Raw genomic sequence first — 19,793 nt, forward strand, 5'->3', positions numbered from 1 at the left:
CAGGTCGCCGAGAGTCAGTACTCGGCCACGATGGTGCGCGCCGCACCGTCCAGCATCATCGTGCCGCCATGGGGCAGGATCCACTGCGGGCGGGTGTGCCCGAACGGAACGCCGACGCACACGACGGCATCCGGGTTGTAGCGGGCGACCTGATCGAGCACGGCATCCCGTTGCGCCGCGCGGAGCGAGGCCGCCTCCCCGGTCGACGGGTGGAACTCGAAGTCGCTCACCGGCGGGCGCGCGACGACCACCCCCGACACCGCGCCCAGGATGCCCCGTTCCCCGAGCCCCCGCACCCAGCGGGCGACCCACCCGGCGGACGGGCGCTCCTCGCTCGTCTCGAGCAACAGGATCGCGCCGGTCAGCTCGTCGACCGCGGGCAGACGGTCGGCGAGCGCGAGTCCGTCGATCACCTCGAGGCAACCGCCCCAGGTGCGTCCCTCGACGCGCTTCGCCGGACCGGCCCACGCCCACTCCTCGGTCGGGGTTCGGTCGCCGAACTCGGTGAGCGCGCGCGGGTCGTCCCAGCGCCGCCCGACGTCCTCCGACTCCCCCGGCTCGGTGATGGCGAGGGAACCGCCGTCCAGGAGCAGCGCCCGCAGCGAGAGCAGGTGGATCTCGTCGACCCCAGGCCCGGGACCGAGATGCACGGCCGTCGAGCCGCCGTAGTATCCCCGGACGCCGAGACTCCAGAGCCAGTTGAGGATGTTCGTGTTGTCGCTGTATCCGACGAACGGCTTCGGATCGGCCACGGGGAGCGCCGGGTCGAGATGCGGGACCAGGAGGATCTGGTCGTCGCCGCCGATCGTGGCGAGGATCGCGCGGATGCCGGGATCGGCGAAGGCCGCGTTCACATCCGCGGCGCGCGCCTCCGGCGATGCGTCCAGCACGCGGGTCGTCGGATACTCGACAGGGACCAGCCCGGTGAGCTCCTGCAGGCGGCGCATCGCCTGCTCATGCAGCGCGGGCGCGACGGCCGGAGCCGCGAAGGCGGGCGAGAGGATGGCGACGCGGTCGCCGGGGACGAGCTTCGGTGCGGACAGCATCCGTCCAGTCTGTCGCCGCACGCGGCCGGGGTCGCAGAATCACACGCATCCGGTGCGGAAATCGCTGACATATCGCGACGGAAGGGCGGGAGCACGGGAAGCGCGTCAATGAGTGTTGACAACCGATGGAGCGTCAACAATGATTGACACAGGAGGCTCATCATGACCAGACCGACAGCGATCGCCGAAGAAGACGGAGGCGAGCCGCTGGCAGAGCTGCACCGGCTCGCCGGCATCCGCAAGGAGATCTCCCGCGCAGAGGAGGGCCAGGTGCGCCGCGCGCGGAACGCGGGCTACTCCTGGCAGGCGATCGCGAGCGCCCTGGGCGTGAGCAAGCAGGCCGCACACCGGAAGTACGGGCGGCACTGACCCCTGGGCACACAGCCCATCCACAGAATCCGCGCACGCACGAAGTACGTTCTAAGTACCCTTCTCAGATCGAGGTCCCGCATGTCCCGCACGGCGACACCACGCCGCCGCGGACGCGGCGCGCAGCCCGAAGGCCCCCGCGCCACGTTCCGCCAGCTCCTCCCCTTCCTGTTCGAGCACAAGCGCACGCTGATCGTCGTCGCGGTGCTGAGCGTCGTCGGCGCCGCGACCTCGCTCGTGCAGCCGCTCCTCGTCGGGCAGGTCATCGAGGCGGTGCAGTCCGGCGGCACGCTCGGGATCCTGGTCTGGCTCCTCGTCGGCTTCGTGATCGTGTCGTCGATCATCTCCGGCTTCCAGCACTACCTGCTGCAGCGCACCGGCACCGCGGTCGTGTACTCCAGCCGGCGCAAGCTCATCGCGCGCATCCTGCACCTTCCGGTCTCCGAGTTCGACGCCCGGCGCACCGGCGACCTCGTCTCGCGCGTCGGCACCGACACGACTCTGCTCTACGCCGTGCTCACCCAGGGACTGGCGGATGCCGTGGGCAGCGCGGTGCTGTTCCTCGGCGCGCTCATCGCCATGCTGGTGATCGACCCCGTCCTCCTGCTGCTCATCGTCGTCGTGATCGGCATCTCGGTAGTGACCGTGGTGCTGCTCAGCGGACGCATCCGCACGGCCTCGACCGCGCAGCAGGAGAAGGTCGGAGAGCTCGCCTCCGGCGTGGAGCGGGCGATCGGATCGATCCGCACGGTCCGCGCATCGGGAGCGACGGAGCGCGAGACCGCCGCCGTGTCGGAGCTCGCGTCGGACGCCTACGGCATCGGCGTGCGCATCGCGAAGATCTCCTCGCTCGTCGTCCCCGTCTCGGGCATCGCCCTGCAGCTGTCGCTCCTGGTCGTCCTCGGCGTCGGCGGCTTCCGTGTCGCGGCCGGCGTGATCTCGATCGCCTCGCTGATCGCGTTCATCATGTTCCTGTTCCTGCTCGTCATGCCGCTCGCCACGACCTTCGGCGCGATCACCTCGGTGAACCAGGCGCTCGGAGCCCTCGGACGCATCCAGGAGGTCCTCGACCTGCCGACCGAGACCCAGGACGACGAGAAGATCGCGGCCTCCCTTCGACAGGCTCAGGGACCCATGGAGGCTCAGGGGTCCGCCGAGGCTCAGGGACCCATGGAGGCTCAGGGACAGAGCGTCGGCGGATCCGCACCGGCCATCGAGTTCCGCGACGTGCGCTTTCACTACCCCGAGAACGTCGTCGCCGCTCGCCAGGCCGCCGCGAAGGAGGCGCGGAGCCTGCTCGCCGACGCCCACTTCGAACAGGCGGATGCCGAGCCGGCCGCGACGCCGGACCTCGAGGTCCTGCGGGGCGTGTCCTTCGTCGTGCCGCGCGGCGCGCGCGTGGCCCTCGTCGGACCGAGCGGGGCGGGCAAGAGCACGATCCTGTCGCTGGTCGAGCGCTTCTACGACCCGACCGGAGGGTCGATCCGGCTCCATGGCCACGACGCACGCACGTACCCGCGCGATGAACTGCGCGCCCAGTTCGGGTACGTGGAGCAGGATGCTCCCACGCTCGCCGGATCGCTCGCCGAGAACCTGCGCCTCGCGGCCCCCGACGCCTCCGACGCCGACTGCGAGCGCGTGCTGCGCGCGGTCAATCTCGGCGACGTGCTCGAACGCAGTCCGCTCGGGCTCCAGGCCCCCGTGGGCGAGGACGGGGTGATGCTCTCCGGCGGCGAGCGCCAGCGGCTCGCGATCGCCCGTGCACTGCTGACGAATGCGCCGATCCTGCTCCTCGACGAGTCGACGTCGTCGCTCGACGGCGTCAACGAACAGCGGATGCGAGAGGCCATCGACGCCGTCTCGACGGACCGCACGCTCGTGGTGATCGCCCACCGCCTGTCGACCGTGGTCGACAGCGACCTGATCGTCGTGCTCCAGGACGGCGCCGTCGTCGGGCAGGGCACCCACGCCGAGCTGGTGGAGTCCACCCCGCTGTACCGCGACCTCGCGCGTCACCAGCTGCTCGCCTGACCCTTCGACGAGCTCAGGGACCCAGAACCTCGAGCTCAGGGACCCAGAACCTCGAGCTCAGGGACCCAGAACCTCGAGCTCAGGGACCCAGAAACCGAACGGGTGATGACAGACGCGAAGGCGGGACACCGGAGACACACTCAGCCATGGGTTCGTCTCTGACGTCCCGCCTTCGCGGGTTCGACCGGCCGCGCGGGCCGGAAGGGGAGGTGCCGACTCCCCCGAGTCGGCACCGGTCTGGGGCTACGCCTTCGCGAGGCGGTAGCGGAGCGAGGCGAGCTCTGCGCGCAGAGCCGCCGGGACCTTGTCGCCGAAGGTGTCGTAGAACGCCTCGGTGAGGTCAGCCTCGGTCTTCCACGCCTCGGCATCGACGGAGAACAGCTCGTCGAGGTCGGCGGCGGGGATGTCGAGTCCGTCGAGGTTGAGGTCCTCGGGGCGCGGCAGGCGTCCGATCGGGCTGTCGACCGCGGGCACGTCTCCCGCGATGCGGCGGATGATCCAGTCGACGACGCGCGAGTTGTCGCCGAAGCCGGGCCACAGGAACCGGCCGTCGTCGCCGCGACGGAACCAGTTCACCTGGAAGATGCGCGGTGCGCGGTCGAAGCGCAGACCGCGACCGACCTTCAGCCAGTGGCCGAAGTAGTCCGCCATGTTGTAGCCGCAGAACGGCAGCATCGCGAACGGGTCGCGGCGGAGCTCGCCGACCTTGCCCTCGGCCGCGGCGGTGCGCTCGGACGAGATGTTCGACCCGAGGAAGACGCCGTGCGTCCAGTCGGTCGCCTCGACCACGAGCGGCACGTTGCTGGCACGTCGCCCGCCGAAGAGGATGACGTCGAGCGGAACGGCCTGCTCCCAGTCCTCGGAGATCTGCGGGCACTGCGCCGCAGACACGGTGAAGCGCGAGTTCGGGTGCGCCGCCGGCCGATCGGAGTCGGGCGTCCAGTCGTTGCCCTCCCAGTCGATCAGGTTCGCGGGCGCCTGCTCGGTCAGCCCCTCCCACCAGACGTCGCCGTCCGGGCGGAGCGCGACGTTCGTGAAGATCGTGTTGCCCCACAGCGTCTCGACCGCGGTGACGTTGGTCGACTCACCGGTGCCGGGAGCGACGCCGAAGAAGCCCGCCTCGGGGTTGATCGCCCACATGCGGCCGTCCTCGCCGGGACGGATCCAGGCGATGTCGTCGCCGAGAGTCTCGACCTTCCAGCCGGGGATGGTCGGACGCAGCATCGCGAGGTTCGTCTTGCCGCACGCCGAGGGGAACGCCGCGGCGACGTGGTACGCCTTGCCCTGCGGATCGATCACGCGGATGAGGAGCATGTGCTCGGCGAGCCAGCCCTCGTCGCGGGCGATCACCGAGGCGATGCGCAGCGCGAAGCACTTCTTCGCGAGGATCGCGTTGCCGCCGTAGCCGGAGCCGAACGAGTAGACCTCGAGCGTCTCGGGGAAGTGCACGATGTACTTCTCGTCGTTGCACGGCCATTCGACGTCCTGCTCGCCGGGCGCGAGCGGTGCGCCGACGGTGTGCACGGTCTTCACCCAGGGCGCGCCTTCGGCGATCCGGCTCGTCACGGCTTCGCCGACGCGGGTCATGATGCCGATCGAGGCGACCGCGTAGGCGCTGTCGGTGACCTGCACGCCGATGTGGGAGAGCGGTCCGCCGACCGGACCCATCGAGAACGGCACGACGTACATCGTGCGTCCGCGCATCGAGCCCTCGAAGATCTCGTCCATCTTCGCGTGCATCTCGGCGGGGGCTGCCCAGTTGTTCGTCGGGCCGGCATCCTCTTCGCGCTCCGAGGAGATGTACGTGCGTCCCTCGGTGCGGGCGACGTCGCTCGGGTGCGAGCGGGCGAGGTAGGAGCCGGGGCGCCACTCGGGGTTGAGCTTGATCAGCTTGCCCTCGGAGACGAGCCCGCGCAGGAGCCAGTCGTTCTCGGCTCGCGAGCCGTCGACCCAGTGCACGGAGTCGGGCTGGGTGAGCGCGCGGATCTCCTCGACCCAGGCGACCAGCTCGGCCATCGCGGGAGTGTCATACGTCGGTGCGGCACCGAACGTGCGCTCCGCGGCGACGGGTGACGTGCGAGGGGTGATGACTTCGGCCATGGCCATGACTGCTCCTTCGAAGTGTGGGGCGTTGCATCCATCTTCTTCCGACTCGGGAGGTATTTTCGGACGAAACAGACGATAAGAATTAGAATTCTTTCGCTAGACTCAAGGAATGGCGTCCTCCGGCATCCATCTCACGACCCTCGGTCACCGCATCCGTCACCACCGACTCGAGAACGGGTTCACGCTCGACGAGCTCGGCGCGCTCGTCGGCGTCGCAGGCTCCCAGCTGAGCCTCATCGAGAACGGCAAACGCGAACCGAAGCTGTCGCTGCTCCAGGCGATCGCGCAGGCGACCAGCACCCAGGTGACCGACCTCATCTCCGGTGAGCCGCCGAACCGCCGCGCGGCACTCGAGATCGAGCTCGAGCGCGCACAGGAGAGCCCGGTGTTCCGCCAGCTCGGCGTCGCGCCGATCCGCGTCACCAAGGGCACCAGCGACGAGACGATCGAATCGATCCTCGGGCTGCACCGCGAGCTGCAGCGCCGCGAGCGCGAGGCCATCGCGACGCCCGAGGAGGCGCGCCGCGGCAACACCGAGCTGCGACTGCGGATGCGCGCGCAGAACAACTACCTCCCCGACATCGAGAAGCTGGCCGAGAAGCAGCTGAAGTCGGCAGGGCACGTGCAGGGTGCACTGACGCACCGCACCGTGAGCATCATGGCGGAGAAGCTCGGCTTCGAGCTGATCTACGTGAACGATCTCCCCCATTCCACCCGCTCCGTCACCGACCTCGAGAACGGGCGCATCTACCTTCCGCCGGCGTCGATCCCGGGCGGCCACGGACTGCGCTCGATGGCGCTGCAGGCCATGGCGCACCGGCTGCTCGGCCACACGCCGCCGACCGACTACGCGGACTTCCTGCAGCAGCGCCTCGAGATCAACTACTTCGCCGCGTGCTGCCTCATGCCCGAGACCGCGTCGGTCGCCTTCCTCCAGCAGGCCAAGAAGGACCGCAACCTCGCGGTCGAGGACTTCCGCGACGCGTTCGGCGTGACGCACGAGGCCGCGGGGATGCGCATGACGAACCTCGTCACGCAGCACCTCGGGATGCCGCTGCACTTCCTGCGCGTGGATGCGACCGGAGCGATCACGCGCGTCTACGAGAACGACGACCTGCCGCTGCCGATGGACGTCACAGGCGCGGTCGAGGGCCAGCGCGTCTGCCGGAAGTTCCAGGCGCGGGCGGCGTTCACGCAGCAGAACCGCACGACCGAGCACCACCAGTACACCGACACCCCGTCCGGCACGTTCTGGTGCTCGACGCAGACGGGTTCGTCGAGCGACGGGGAGTTCTCCATCACCGTCGGCGTCCCCTTCGACGATGCGCGCTGGTGGCGCGGCCGTGAGAGCGTCGACCGCGCCGTGTCGACCTGCCCGGACGAAGCCTGCTGCCGCCGTCCTTCCAACGACCTCGCGGAGCGCTGGAACGGGAAGGCCTGGCCGAGCGCGCGCGTGCACACGCACATGTTCTCGCCGCTCCCCCGTGGCGCTTTCCCCGGCGTGGACGACAACGAGGTGTACAACTTCCTCGGGCGGCACGCCAGCGAGTGACGCGCCTCAGGGCGAGGTGATTAAGATATATTCAATTCAGTCATTCACCTTCACGAGGGAGCCCTGTGACCGACTCGACCATTGCTGAGACCCCCGCCGAGACCTTCACCTCGCGCCGCCACCAGCTGTCGACGGGCGGCCGCTCGCTCGAGTACACCGCGGGAGCAGGAACCCTCATCGTCCGAGACGATGACCACCGCCCCCTCGCGAGCGTCTTCTACACCTCGTACGTCGCCGACCGCGAGGAGGGAGCACCGGCGCGCCCGATCACCTTCCTGTTCAACGGCGGCCCCGGCTCCGCCAGCCTCTGGTTGAACATCGGCGGGTTCGGGCCGAAGCGCACTCCCACCCGCACGCCGCACGCGACCCCGCCTGCGCCCTATGCCACCGACGAGAACCCCTACACGCTGCTCACCGAATCCGACCTGGTGTTCATCGATGCCCCGGGCACGGGTTACTCCCGGCTCCTCGGCGACGCGACAGCGGCGCAGCTGTGGGGTGTGGACCAGGACGTGGACGCCTACGCCAAGGCGATCACGCGGTGGCTCACTCGCACGAACAGTTGGAACGCCCCTCGTTTCCTTTTCGGCGAGTCGTACGGTACGACGCGCGCGGCTGCGCTCGTGCATCGGTTGCAGAACCAGGGTCTGGACTTCAACGGCGTCATCCTGCTGTCGACCGTCCTGAACTGGGGGGAGAGCAACCTCGGCGGGCCTCGCGAGTACATCAATCTGCTGCCGTCCTACGCGGCCACTGCGTGGTATCACGGCAGGGCACGGACGACGCACCAGGCACTCGAGCCCTTCCTCGCCGAAGCACGTGCGTTCGCGCAGGGACCGTTCGCGGAGGCGCTGCTGCGCGGCGACCTCCTCCCCTCCGAGACCGAGACAGCCGTGGCAGAGCAGATGAGCGCCCTCGTCGGCCTCGACGCCGGAATGCTCACGAAGAACCACTTCCGAATCGGCATGGAGCAGTACCGCTACGCGCTGCTCGCCGACGAGGGCCGCGTGATCGGTCGCTTCGACACCCGATTCACGGCGGAGCACCAATACGTCCGGGGCAACGGATCGCATGATCCGGCGACGGATGACGCCGCGACCGCCGGCGTGAACAGCGCGCACCTGTCGACCTATCGTGCGCACCTCGTCGATGACATCGGCTACACCAGCGACCTGCACTACCGACACCTGTACAACATGCCCATCTCGCGAGCCTGGGACTGGAGGCACAAGGCTCCGGGTGTCGACGCCCCGCAGCTCGTCCCCGACGTGTCCCTCGATCTCTCCGCCGCCGTGCGCCGCAATCCGAATCTGAAGGTCTACGTGATGGGCGGCTACTACGATCTGGCGACCCCGTTCTTCGGACCGGAACTCGACGTCGCGCACCTGTACCTCGCACCGACGCTGCGCGAGAACATCCGCTTCACGTTCTACGAATCCGGTCACATGACCTTCGTCGACGAGCGGGCCGTCGAGCAGATGAAGCGCGACCTCGACTCGTTCTACCACGACGCGACCGCGCACTGAGGTGGGCGCCGACGACCGCGCCCCCGGACGCATCGGATCTCTGGAGTACACGGCTCGACGCGAGGAGCTCCCGCTGCGGAGATCGACCGGAGGCGCGCTCGGCACCCTCTCCGCTTTCAGCTACACGGTGGAGGCGGCGCGGGATCGCCCCGTGCTGTTCCTCACCAACGGCGGGCCCGGGGTCTCGTCTGTCTACCTGCATCTCAGCGGAATCGGTCCGTGGCGCGCGAGGATCCCTCGCGACCCGGCGTGCGACGGCGCGCCCCCGTACGGGATCGAGGAGAGCCCTTCCACCGTTCTCGACGTCGCCGATCTCGTCTTCCTCGACGCCCCCGGAACCGGCTTCGGCAGGATCGACGACGACGCGGATGCCGCAGCGTTCCGCTCCGTCGAGGGCGATGCCGATGTCATCGCGGTCGCCATCGCCGAGTGGGTGAACCGACACGGCCGGTGGGACTCCCCCAAGTACTTCCTGGGCGAGAGCTACGGAACGCAGCGCGCCGCATTCCTCGCGACCTCGGCGCACGGCATGGACACCGCCCCGCTCACCGGCATCGCGCTGCTCGGTCAGGCCGTCAACATCCAGGAGACGCTCGACCGCCCCGGCAACATCGTCGGAGCCCTCGCGAATCTGCCCTACAAAGCCGCCACCGCGTGGTTCCACGGCAAGGGGTCCCGCGAACACGCCACCGTCGAGGCCTCGATCACTGCGGCGCTGGAGTTCGCCGGCGCGGATCTCGCCCTTGCGATGCTGAAGGGGAACGCGATCGAGAAGGACGAGCTCGCAGCGACCGCAGCGCAGCTCTCGGCGATGATCGGCATCCCTGCGCAGGAGCTGATCGACTCGCGACTGTGGATCAGCAAGCAGGACTTCCGGGCGCGGCTTCTGAGCGGTCGGACCCTTGGAGTCACCGACAGCCGATACCAGGCGGCGACCGCGGACCGCTCCGTCGGCGAGCTCGCGATCGATCCCTCGGACGTCGCCCTGACGCCGCGCTACACCTCCGGGATCGCTCGACTGCTGACCGAGGTCTTCCGCGCAGCCGTAGACGAACCGTACCGGATCGTCGACCCCTCAGCGGGGGCGGACTGGGAATGGGAGGACGAGGGAGCGGCGATGTTCATCGCGATGGGACGCCCGTCGCCGTTCCACACCTATCCCTACCCCGCCCGGCTCTCCCGGTGGATGAAGCAGATGCCGCAGGCGCGCCTGTTCATCGGAACGGGGATCTACGACTCCCTCACCACCGTCGGCGCCGCCGATCATCTCCTGCGCCACTGGGATCTGCCGACGGAGCGCACCGAGTCCCACTGGTACCCCGCAGGACACATGATGTACAGCGACCCGGAGGCGTCGATCCGTCTGAACGCCGATCTGCGAGCCTTCCTGGGCGGGCTCAGCCGCTGAGGCTGTCCAGAGCGAAGCCGGCGAGGGCGGCTGCCTGGTCGGCCAGCACGGCGTCGTCGAACTCGACATGCGGCGAGTGGTTGGGCGCCGCGGTCTCGAGGTCGAGTCCGGCCGGAGTCGCGCGCAGGAACAGGAATGCTCCCGGGATGCGTTCGAGGACATACGAGAAGTCCTCCGAGCCCATCACAGGATTCGGCGTCTCGCGCACCCGCTCCTCGCCGAACAGCGCGATCAGGCTCGCGCGGGCATCTTCCACCGCGGCCTCGTCGTTGACCGTCGGAGGGCACAGCACGACGGTGTCGATCGCGGCCGTGCAGCCGTGCGCCGCCGCGATCTCCTGGACCAGCAGAGGAAGCTCGGTCTGCACGCGCGCACTGCTCTCGTGCGAGAGCACACGGACCGATGCGACGAGGGTCGCGGTGTCGGAGATGATGTTGCGGGCCGGTCCCCCCGCCTGAAGCTGGGTGACGCTGAGCACGACGGGGTCGAACACGTCGAAGCGGCGCGTCACGAACGCCTGCAGGGCCGTGACGAGCTCGGCGATCACCGGCACAGGGTCGCGGGTGAGGTGCGGAGCCGAGGCATGGCCGCCCTGGCCCGTGATCGTGACCTCGACCTCGATCGCCCCGGCCATCAGCGCGCCGACGCGCGTCGAGAAGATCCCGTACTCCCCCGGCACCACGTGGATCCCGAAGGCGGCGACGGGGATCGAACCCGTGAGCTCCAGCAGCCCCTCATCGATCATCCGCTTCGCCCCGTCCCCGATCTCCTCGCCGGGTTGGAACATCAGCAGGACGTCGCCGTGCAGCTCCTCGCGTCGCGCGGCCAGGAGGTGAGCGGCTCCGACGAGTCCCGCGACGTGCAGGTCGTGCCCGCACGCGTGCATCCGCTCACCGGTCGCGGCGAAGTCGAGACCGGTCTCCTCTGCGAGGGGAAGCGCATCCATGTCGGCGCGCAGCAGCACCGTCGGCCCCGGGTGCGCACCGCGGACGACCGCCGCGACCGAGCTCAGCCCCGTACCGCATCGGGTCTCGAGATCCCAGGGCGCGAGCGCGTCGAGCACGCGCTGCTGGGTGCGCGGAAGCGCGAGACCGAGCTCGGGATCCGCATGGATGGCACGGCGGAGGGCCACGAGCTCCGGGAGCAGGCCGCGAGCGTCGTCGAGCAGGGTCATTCAGGATCCGATCGAGTGGAGGAGGCTGTCGGTGCCGGCGTTCTGGATACGGGGTATCGCCGCGACCAGAGCCTGGGTGTAGGGGTGCACCGGATGCGACACGATCGCATCCGCATCGCCGTACTCGACGATCTCGCCGCTGCGCATGACGGCTGTCGTGTCGGCGATGTAGCGGACGGCCGCCAGGTTGTGCGTGATGAAGAGCACGGATAGCTCCAGCTCTCGCTGCAGCTCGCGCATCAGATTCAGCACGGCCCCCTGCACGGAGGCGTCGAGCGCCGAGGTGATCTCGTCGGCGATGATGAGCCGCGGCTTGACCGCGAGGCAGCGCGCGATCGCGACGCGCTGGCGCATTCCGCCGGAAAGGCTCGACGGGTGCAGGTCGGAGACGCCCGGCTTCAGACGGACGAGCTCGAGCAGCTCCTTCACACCGGCGGCACGCGCGCGGGCGCTCCCGGACCCGTGGGTCGCCAGCGCCTCATCGAGGGTCTCCCCCACCGACATCCGCGGGTTCAGCGACGAGTACGGATCCTGGAAGATCATCTGCACGTCTCGGGCGTGCGCCCGCCGGTCGCGTCGCCCCAGCGCCAGATCCTTTCCGTCGAGCAGGATGCGTCCGGAGGTGGCTTTCTGCAGACCCGCCACCGTGCGCGCGACGGTGGACTTGCCCGAGCCGGATTCCCCCACGAGGCCGACGGTCGTTCCGTGCGGGACGGTGAGCGACACGTCGTCCACCGCGTTCACGGCGTGGTGTCCGCGGCCGAATGTGACCACCAGGTTCTCGATGACGAGATCGGCCATCATGCACCCGCCTTCAAGTAGGTGTCGTCGCGAGCGCCCACGTTCTGCGGATGCCAGCACGCGACGCGCCCGGATCCGTGAGCGACGAGCTGCGGAGTGTCGGTGCGGCAGGTCTCGGTCGCGAATGCGCAGCGAGGCGCGAAGGCGCAGCCCACGACGGGGAGTGACAGGTCCGGCGGCTCGCCGGGGATGGTCGCGAGCGGGGCCGTGCGATCGGTGTCGAGATCGGGCAGCGATTCCGCCAGCGCCCTGGTGTACGGGTGGGCGAGCCGTTCGGGTTCGGCGAGATGCCGCACGTCGACATCCTCGACGATCCGACCGCCGTACATGACCAGGATCCGCTGGCAGAGCTCGGCGAGCACCGCGATGTCGTGCGACACCACGATCGCCGCGGCCCCGGTTTCCTCGCACTCCTGCCGGAGGAGGGCGAGCACGCGCTGCTGCACCGTGACGTCGAGGGCGGTCGTCGGCTCGTCGGCGATGATCAGACGCGGCTTGCCGATCTGCGACATCGCGATCAGGGCGCGCTGGCGCATGCCGCCGGAGAACTCGTGCGGGAACTGCTTGGCGCGGCGTGCGGGATCCGTGATCGACACCGCAGCGAGAGCGTCGACGGCGGCCGCGTCGGCCTCTCTCCTCGTCGCGTTCCGATGGACGCGCGGCACTTCGGCGAGCTGGGTGCCGACACGCAGCGCGGGATTGAGAGCAGTCAGCGAGTCCTGGAACACCACGCCGACGCGGGTGCCGAGCTTCCTCGCCGCGCGTTCGCCCGACAATCCGGCCAGCTCCTCGCCTGCGAACCGCAGGTGCCGAGCGCTCACAGCGGCGCCTGCGGGTGCGAGCTGCGCGATCGCCATCATCGTGACGCTCTTCCCACTGCCCGATTCGCCGACGACGCCGACGATCTCTCCGGGCGCTATACGGAAGGACACGTCCTGCACCGGCCGCACCCATCCGTGTTCGCCCGGGAAGGAGACGCTCAGTCCGGAGACCTCGAGGAGCGATTCGACGGCATCCTCCCCGTCATCCGACACTGCCGCGGCGTCGACGCGCTCCGGCTCGCCGAGTTCGCGCGCCGACAGCGTGCGCGCTCGCCCGCGCCCGCGCATGTGGGAGGCGAGGGCCTCGCCGAACATGCCGAAGACGATGCCGGCGAGCACGACCATGACGCCGGGGCCCACCACCGCGGAGGGCTGACTGTAGACCTGCTCGAAACCCTCACTGAGCAGGCGCCCCCAGTCGTACTCCGGCGGCTGGACGCCGACACCGAGGAAGCTGAGGCTCGACAGGGCGAGCAGCCCGCCGCCGATGGAGATCGTCACGTTCACGATCACCGGCTCGGCGATGTTGGGCAGGATGTAGCGGGTGAACTGACGGGTCTTGGAGACACCGAGCAGTCGCGCCGCCGCGAGATACTCCGAACCGCCGACACGCGAAGACAGCGTCTGCGCGAGACGGGCGAACGACGGTGTCATGGTCAGGGCCAGCGCGATCACGGCCGTCGTGGAGCCGGTGCCGAGCAGGATGACGGTGAGCATCGCGACGAGCAGCACCGGGAAGGCGAGCCAGGTGTTGATGACGGACCCGAACATCCGCTGCACCCGGGGCCCCGAGACGACGGGCAGAGCGCCGAGGATCAGACCGGCCACGGCGCCGAGGGCCGTCGCCGTCAAGGCCATCACGAGCGAGAGACGGGTCGCGACCAGGGTGCGCAGAAGCAGATCCCGCCCCAGCGCGTCGGTTCCGAGCGGATGCTCCGCGCTCGGCGGCTGCAGCAGATCCGCCGGTGAGGGTGTCTCGGCCTGCGTCCCCCACAGAAGGGGGGCGACGACGGCCAGCACGGCCAGGACCGTGATGACGGTTAGGGAGATCAGCGCCATGGGCGACTGGAGGAGCCAGGAACGTCGCCGGCGAGCGGAGGTCATGCGGTCTCCAGAATGGTCGTTCGGCGGTCGAGGACGGCGAGGACGATGTCCACCAGCAGGTTCACGACGAGGATGATCGCCGCGTACACGATCGCGAGTCCCTGCACGATGCCGTAGTCCTTTGTGATGATCGCCTGTACGAAGGCGCTTCCCATTCCGGGCCAGTTGAAGACCCGCTCGACCAGGACGCTGCCGGCGATCATCGTCGCGAGCAGTGCACCGCCGAGCGTCAAGGTCGCGGTGAGCATGTTCGGAAGAGCGTGGCGGAAGTAGATCATCGCGGCGGGCAGGCGCTTGGACCGTGCTGTGCGGATGTAGTCGTCGCTGAGGACGTTCAGTGCCTCGACACGCGCGATGCGGGAGAGCGATGCGGACGCCCCGAGCGCGAGAGCGAGCACCGGAAGGATGTAGGACTGAGGGCCGCTGATCCCCGCCACGGGCAGGAGCGGGATCGTGATCGCGAAGAGCAGGAGCAGGGCCACGCCGATGAGGTACTCGGGCACGGCCGCGAAGAACCCGGTGACCGAGGTGAACACCACCTCGACCGGGCGACGTCGGTTGCCCGCGGTGAGGATCGCGATCGCCAGTCCGAGCGGAATGGCGATGAGCAGGATCACCACGAACGCGATGCCGGCGAGCTGCACCGTCGCCGGAAGCCGGAACTCGACCAGCTCGTTCACGGATCGTCCGGTGATGAGCGAGACGCCGAGGTCGCCACGGAGGACGATGCCCGTCAGGTAGTCCCAGAACTGCACGACGAGCGGGTCATCGAGCCCCAGCTGCGACCGGCGCTCGGCGACGACGGACGCCGGAGCGGTGGGGCCGAGCGCGGCGCGCACGGGGTCTCCTCCGGCGGCGCGGAGCACGACGAATGCCGCCGTCACGATCACCAGCATCGCGGTGATCATGCGCCCGATTCGGCGGAGGAGGAAGGGGACCCAGCGCCCGCCGCCGCGGCGACCACCCCGAGGGGTGGTCACCACGACGGTCTTCGGCCGCGTCACGATCTGCGACGTCATACGGTCACTCTGTCACGCGGATCGTGGTCGGAGCGAGGATGCTCTTCGACATGCCGAACTCCACGCCGACGCCGTAGAAGGTCGACGTCGAGGAGTACACCGGCAGCACCTGCAGGTTGCTGAAGAGCGAGTCCTGCGCGGCCTGCCAGGCATCGCACGAGTCCGCACCGGCGAGCGCCTGCGCCTCGCCCACCAGGTCGAAGTACTCCTGGTTGGCGTTGTAGGTCCAGTTGCCGCCGTTCGGCGGGAACTCTCCCCCGAGGATGCCGGCCCAGTCGCTCGGCAGGCTCGTGAAGATCGGGGCCCACACGATGTCCCAGTCGCCACCCGAGAAGATCACGTCGGTGTATGCGGCCGAGGGCGTCGGCGTCGCCTCGACGCCGATCTTCGCGAACTCGGTCTGCAGGAGCTCGATCGCGGCGGTCACTCCCTGGCTCTCCGACGCCGGGTAGAGCATCAGGATCGACAGCGGCTTGCCGTCCTTGGAGCGGATGCCGTCGGCCCCCTCCACCCATCCGGCGGCGTCCAGCGCCGCAGCAGCCGCCTCGACGTCGTAGGACGGGATGGCGGAGGAGCTGTCCATCGTCGTGCAGGCGGCGCCGAACTCCGACACCAGGGTCGTGATCTGCTCGCCGCGCCCCGCCGAGGCGACGGGTCCGACGGCTTCACGGTCGACGGCCTGAGCGAGGGCTTCACGGACCGCGAGATCGTGACCGACGCGGCCCTCCGCCTGGTTGAAGAAGATCAGCCCCGGCCGCAGCGGAACCTCGAGCTCGCTCGCGAACTCGGTGCCGTCGAGCCGGTCGCGTTCGCTGCCGCCGACCTCGGCGATGTTGGCCTCGCCCGTCTGCAGCAGGTTCGCCGCAGTCGAGTCGCTCTCGATGATCGAGACCTCGACCGTGCCGGGAAGACCCGCGGTCTTGCTGGTCGTGTCGTCAGGGCCCCAGGCGTAGTCGTCACGCAGCGTGAACGTGTACGACTGACCGGGTGACGAGGACTCCAGCGCGTAGGCGCCTGTTCCGTGGAACTCCGTGTCGAGGACTCCCGGATCCGACAGTCCTGTCGCGCAGACGATGGGCAGCGCGCCGATCGTCTCGGCGAGGAAGCTCTGCGCGTTCTCGCTCGTGAACGTGACCGTGCGGGCGTCGTCGTCCGCCTCGATCGTCAGCCCTTCGGCCGGGAAGTAGACCCCCTTGTAGGGAGAGCCGGTCTCATCCGCGGCGGCGTACTCGAAGGTCGCCTTGACGTCGCTCGCCGTGAGAGGCTCGCCGTCGACGCAGAGGACGCCGTCCTTGAGCGTGAACTGCACGGTCGTGGTGGTGGCCTCCCACGATTCGGCCAGGAGCCCCTGCGGCTCTGCACCGGTCGGGTAGAACAGCAGCGACTCATAGCCGAATGTGGAGACGGACTCACTCGCGTTCGTCGCATTCGTGATGGGATTGAGCGTTCCAGGGTCAGACTGCACGGCGATCCTGATCGTCTGCGCTTCTCCTCCCCCGGGCTCCGCCGTTCCGGCGCAGCCGGACAGGGCAAGGGCCGTCACGCCGACGGCGGCCGCGGCGACAATGCTGCGTCTCATGGTGTCCTCTCTCACGGGTTCCGCACGGTGCGGTTCAACCCAATTGAATGTTATGAATTGCTCTTTATGGACTCGTGTCGACGGTGTTTCGGGCATGTAACCGATCACGAGTGGTCGTCGATGAGGGCAGCGGCGCCCATCACCGACTTGAGCTCGAGGAACTCCTCGAACCCGTGCACGCCGCATTCCCGGCCGATCCCCGACTGCTTGTACCCCCCGAAGGGTGCACCCACGTCGAGGCCCGCGCCGTTGATTCCGACGGTGCCCGTGCGCATGCGCAGAGCGACATCGAAGGCGCGTCGAGGATCACTCGACCAGACGCCGCCCGACAGCCCGTACACACTGTCGTTGGCCAGGTCGACAGCCTCATCGACCGTGGCATAGGGAGTGATCGTGAGCACCGGGCCGAAGACCTCCTCGTGGAAGATCCGCATCTCCGGTGTCACGTCGGTGAAGATCGTGGGCTGCACGTAGGCTCCGCCTGCCGTCGGTTCGACGATATCGAGGCCGCCGGCGAGCAGGCGCGCACCCTGGTCGATCGCGGTCTCGATGTGCGCACGCACACGGTCGCGCTGCAGCCCCGATGCGACAGGTCCGGTCGCCGTGGACTCGTCCGCCGGATCGCCCGGCGCCCATCCCGCGGTCGCCCGCACAGCGGCGTCCTGCCAGGCGTCGAGCAGCGACGCGGGCACGAGCACCCGCGTCTGAGCCGCACAGGTCTGGCCCGCGTTCGCGAAGCACGACGCCAGCACGGAGTCGACCGACTCCTCGATGGGCGCGTCCTCGAGGACGATCGCCGCGGACTTGCCTCCCAGTTCGAGTGCGACCTTCTTGATGGTCGCGGCTGCCGCGCGGGCGACGCCCTCACCCACCGAGCGCGAGCCGGTGAACGTGACCATGTCGACGGCGGGGTGCGTCACGAGCGCCGATCCCACGCCGGCGCCGTCCCCGTGGACGATGTTGACCACTCCGGCGGGGAGGTCGATCTCGCGGAGGATGTCGCCGACGAGCGCCGCGTTGAGGGGTGCCACCTCGCTGGGCTTGAGCACCACGGTGCAACCGGCGAGGATCGCCGCGCCCACCTTGAGCATGATCTGATGGAGCGGGAAGTTCCACGGCGTGATCGCCGCCACGACCCCGACGGGCTCGGCGATCACGAGGGAGTTCGACACCGACTCCCTCGCCACATGGGAGCGCGCGGCATCCACGAGACGGGCCAGGTCGGCGATCGCGACCCCGACCTGCGCGGCGCGGGAGAACGCGATGGGCGAGCCCATCTCCGCACTCAATGTCGCAGCGAGTCGCTCCCGGTGGCGCGCCAACCCCTCGGCGAGCGCCTCGACGTGAGCGATCCGCTGCGACATCGGCCTGGTGGACCAGGCGTCGAACGCGGCGACGGCAGCGGCCACCGCACGATCGACGTCTTCCGAGTCACCGGCGACGACGGCGCCGACGATGCTCCCGTTCGCCGGATTGACGACATCGATCGACCGGCGTCCTTCGGCATCCTCTCTGATGCCCGCGATGTCGTGACCGATGATCATGTCAGACCCCTGCCCGCTGGATCAGGTGCGATCCGGTGGCGAGCGGCGCGGGCCGCGGCACCCCTTCGTGGATCAGGTGCCAGGGTGAGGGGAACTCACCCACCGGGACGTTGATGAGGATGGGCTCGTTCGCGGGGACCGCGTCCGCGAGGACGCCCGCGAGCTCCTGCGGCGTGAACGCCTGGGCGGAGCGGATGCCGAACGCGTCCGCGAGCACGCCGTAGTCGGGGTTCGTGAGGTCGCTGGCGAAGTAGCGCGCCCCGTACCGGTTCTTCTGGATCCTTCGCACGTTGCCGTAGAAGCCGTCGTGGAAGACGATCGCCACCAGTCCCAGCCCGTAGCGCTTGGCCGTGGACAGCTCCTGCAGCGTCCAGGAGAAGCCGCCGTCGCCGTTCACCGAGACCACGGCGCGCGCGGGATCGGCGGCCTTGACGCCGAGCGCGGTCGCGAAGCCGTAACCCAGCGTCCCCTGATACCCGGGCCCGATGTAGGTTCGCGGCTGGTATGCGGGGTAGCACGCGCTGGCGGCATAGCCGACCTGCGTGAACTCGCTCACGAACACGCCGTCGTCCGGCAGCGCGGCACGGATCGTCGAGAGGTACTCGCGCTGCGGCGCGATGTCGTCGAACTGCGCGGCGAGCCACGAACGCACACGGACGAACTCGCCCTCACGGGAATCGCGGGTCGAGCTGCCGATCTCGGCGGCGAGCGCGGAGAGCGCCAGGCGGGCGTCGGCGTGCAGACGGTGCACGGCCTCGCGCGGGTCGCCGAGGTCGGCTTCCTCGGCGTTGATCAGGATGACCGGGGCCCCGTGGGTGTCGACCTGCGTGCCGAAGGTGGACACGAAGCGCGTGCCCACCGCGAGGACGAGGTCGGCATCCTCTCGGAAAGCGCGGAGCGCGAGAGCATCGAAGGCGAGGCGATGGCGGGCATCGATCGCTCCGCGACCGTTGTCCGTCATGAGGACCGGCGCTTCCAGGGCCTCTGCGAGCGCCTGGAGCGCGACGGAGGCATTCGCGGCGAGCACTCCGCCGCCCACCACGATCATGGGACGCTCGGCGGCGGCGAGCAGCGCGGCCGCCGAGCGGATCTGCTGCTCGTCCGGCACGAGCGGCGCGGCCGAGACGAGCTCGGCTGCGGCGACCCGCGACGTCGCCGCCAGCACGTCCGGCGGCACCTCGATGGCGACCGGGCGGGGCCGCCCGCTGCGCAGCTGCACGAAGGCCTCGCGGACCAGTCCGGGGATCTCATCCGCGGAACGCGCCGTGCCCGTCCACTTCGTGAGGCGCTCGAGGATGCCGGTCTGGTCCGGCAGTTCGTGGAGAGCGCCGAGTCCGCGTCCGATCGCCTTCGAGTCGATCTGACCAGCGATCAGGAGCATGGGCGAGTTCGCGGAGTACCCCGTCGCCACGCCCGAGAGCGCGTTGAGGACGCCGGGGCCGGGAACGACCATCGCGACACCCACGTCTCCGGTGCTGCGCGCATATCCGTCGGCCATGTACGTGGTGGCCTGCTCGTTGCGTGCACAGATGAAGTCGACCTGATCGGTGCGGGACTGGAGAGCGTCTGCGGCGGCATCGAGCTGGACGCCCGGAATGCCGAAGATCGTCGAGACGCCCTGGTTGATCAGGGAGTCGGCGAGCAGATCGCCACCGGTGGGGTCGGTCATCGGGTTCCTCTCGTGAGCAGCATTGCGTGATTGACTGTATTAGA

Annotated in this window: 14 protein-coding genes; 5 read left to right on the plus strand and 9 right to left on the minus strand. The window is 69.3% G+C overall.

Going from position 1 to position 19,793, the window contains the following annotated elements; all coding sequences use genetic code 11:
• Nucleotides 1–14: 14 nt before the first annotated feature.
• Entirely contained in the window at nt 15–1,046 is a 1,032-nt protein-coding gene (locus LBN7_RS02920; RefSeq protein ID WP_407360892.1) for a S66 peptidase family protein, read from the minus strand.
• Nucleotides 1,047–1,208: 162 nt separating this feature from the next.
• Here LBN7_RS02920 and LBN7_RS02925 point away from each other — a divergent pair, with 162 nt between their 5' ends.
• Both LBN7_RS02925 and LBN7_RS02930 read left to right on the plus strand, forming a co-directional pair.
• Entirely contained in the window at nt 1,209–1,415 is a 207-nt protein-coding gene (locus LBN7_RS02925) for an AsnC family protein (protein ID WP_407360893.1), read from the plus strand.
• Nucleotides 1,416–1,496: 81 nt separating this feature from the next.
• A complete protein-coding gene (locus tag LBN7_RS02930; protein WP_407360894.1) occupies nt 1,497–3,446 on the plus strand; it encodes an ABC transporter ATP-binding protein in 1,950 nt (649 codons plus the stop codon).
• Nucleotides 3,447–3,689: 243 nt separating this feature from the next.
• Here the strand turns inward: LBN7_RS02930 and LBN7_RS02935 are convergent, their stop codons facing one another.
• Entirely contained in the window at nt 3,690–5,552 is a 1,863-nt protein-coding gene (locus tag LBN7_RS02935) for a phosphoenolpyruvate carboxykinase (GTP) (protein ID WP_116636886.1), read from the minus strand.
• Between the two features lie 109 nt (nt 5,553–5,661).
• On the opposite strand from LBN7_RS02935, the gene LBN7_RS02940 reads away from it, so the two are divergent.
• From LBN7_RS02940 to LBN7_RS02950, 3 genes are all read left to right on the plus strand, one after another.
• Complete coding sequence (locus tag LBN7_RS02940) at nt 5,662–7,104, plus strand: XRE family transcriptional regulator (RefSeq protein WP_116636885.1); 1,443 nt, start codon at nt 5,662–5,664, stop codon at nt 7,102–7,104.
• Nucleotides 7,105–7,169: 65 nt separating this feature from the next.
• Nucleotides 7,170–8,630: a S10 family peptidase gene (locus LBN7_RS02945; RefSeq protein ID WP_407360895.1), complete on the plus strand. Its 1,461-nt coding sequence runs from the start codon at nt 7,170–7,172 to the stop codon at nt 8,628–8,630.
• A 1-nt stretch (nt 8,631) separates the two neighbouring features.
• Complete coding sequence (locus LBN7_RS02950; RefSeq protein ID WP_407360896.1) at nt 8,632–10,038, plus strand: S10 family serine carboxypeptidase-like protein; 1,407 nt, start codon at nt 8,632–8,634, stop codon at nt 10,036–10,038.
• On the opposite strand, the gene LBN7_RS02955 is transcribed toward LBN7_RS02950, so the two are convergent.
• The 7 genes from LBN7_RS02955 to LBN7_RS02985 form a co-directional block, all read right to left on the minus strand.
• The gene (locus LBN7_RS02955) at nt 10,028–11,212 is read right to left on the minus strand and encodes a M20 family metallopeptidase (RefSeq protein ID WP_407360897.1); all 1,185 of its coding nucleotides are present in this window, start codon (nt 11,210–11,212) and stop codon (nt 10,028–10,030) included. The two genes, LBN7_RS02950 and LBN7_RS02955, sit on opposite strands and share 11 nt — an antisense overlap.
• A complete protein-coding gene (locus tag LBN7_RS02960; protein ID WP_341945912.1) occupies nt 11,213–12,016 on the minus strand; it encodes an ATP-binding cassette domain-containing protein in 804 nt (267 codons plus the stop codon).
• A complete protein-coding gene (locus tag LBN7_RS02965; RefSeq protein ID WP_341945913.1) occupies nt 12,013–13,938 on the minus strand; it encodes a dipeptide/oligopeptide/nickel ABC transporter permease/ATP-binding protein in 1,926 nt (641 codons plus the stop codon). The genes LBN7_RS02960 and LBN7_RS02965 overlap by 4 nt, the downstream gene beginning before the upstream one ends.
• Nucleotides 13,935–14,957: an ABC transporter permease gene (locus LBN7_RS02970; protein ID WP_341945914.1), complete on the minus strand. Its 1,023-nt coding sequence runs from the start codon at nt 14,955–14,957 to the stop codon at nt 13,935–13,937. The genes LBN7_RS02965 and LBN7_RS02970 overlap by 4 nt, the downstream gene beginning before the upstream one ends.
• Before the next feature lie 4 nt (nt 14,958–14,961).
• Complete coding sequence (locus LBN7_RS02975) at nt 14,962–16,536, minus strand: ABC transporter substrate-binding protein (RefSeq protein ID WP_341945915.1); 1,575 nt, start codon at nt 16,534–16,536, stop codon at nt 14,962–14,964.
• Nucleotides 16,537–16,640: 104 nt separating this feature from the next.
• The gene (locus tag LBN7_RS02980; protein ID WP_407360898.1) at nt 16,641–18,080 is read right to left on the minus strand and encodes an aldehyde dehydrogenase family protein; all 1,440 of its coding nucleotides are present in this window, start codon (nt 18,078–18,080) and stop codon (nt 16,641–16,643) included.
• A 1-nt stretch (nt 18,081) separates the two neighbouring features.
• On the minus strand, nt 18,082–19,749 hold the full coding sequence (locus tag LBN7_RS02985) for a thiamine pyrophosphate-binding protein (protein WP_407360899.1): 1,668 nt from the start codon (nt 19,747–19,749) through the stop codon (nt 18,082–18,084).
• Nucleotides 19,750–19,793: the final 44 nt, after the last annotated feature.

The organism is Microbacterium sp. LBN7, assembly GCF_045690345.1.
Taxonomy (GTDB): Bacteria; Actinomycetota; Actinomycetes; order Actinomycetales; family Microbacteriaceae; genus Microbacterium.